Source organism: Streptomyces roseoverticillatus (assembly GCF_000719265.1).
Classification (GTDB): Bacteria; Actinomycetota; Actinomycetes; order Streptomycetales; family Streptomycetaceae; genus Streptomyces; species Streptomyces roseoverticillatus.
Map to the genome: position 1 here is coordinate 1 of NZ_JOFL01000073.1, position 406 is coordinate 406.

1 pseudogene is annotated in these 406 nt (G+C 72.4%); it reads left to right on the plus strand.

The window, feature by feature from the left end:
* Positions 1–406: pseudogene (locus IF61_RS0131870) on the plus strand (acetyl-/propionyl-CoA carboxylase subunit alpha); the annotation flags it as partial.

The following is a 406-nucleotide window of genomic DNA, read 5'->3' on the forward strand; positions in this document are numbered from 1 at the left end:
GTGGGACTCGCTGCTGGCGAAGCTGATCGTCACCGGCGCCAGCCGTGAGCAGGCCCTGCAGCGTGCCGCGCGTGCGCTGGGGGAGTTCACGGTCGAGGGCATGGCCACCGCGATCCCCTTCCACCAGGCCGTCGTGGCCGACCCCGCCTTCACCTGCGACCCCTTCCGCGTCCACACCCGGTGGATCGAGACGGAGTTCACCAACACCATCGAGCCCTTCACCGCCACCGGTGCCGGTGCGGAGGATGAGGCCGAGGCCGAAGGCCGCGAGACCGTGGTCGTCGAGGTCGGCGGCAAGCGCCTCGAAGTGTCCCTGCCGTCGTCGCTGGGGATGACGCTGGCGCGGACGGCGGCTGCGGGTGGGGCGAAGCCGAAGCGGCGTGCGGCGAAGAAGGCCGGCTCGGCC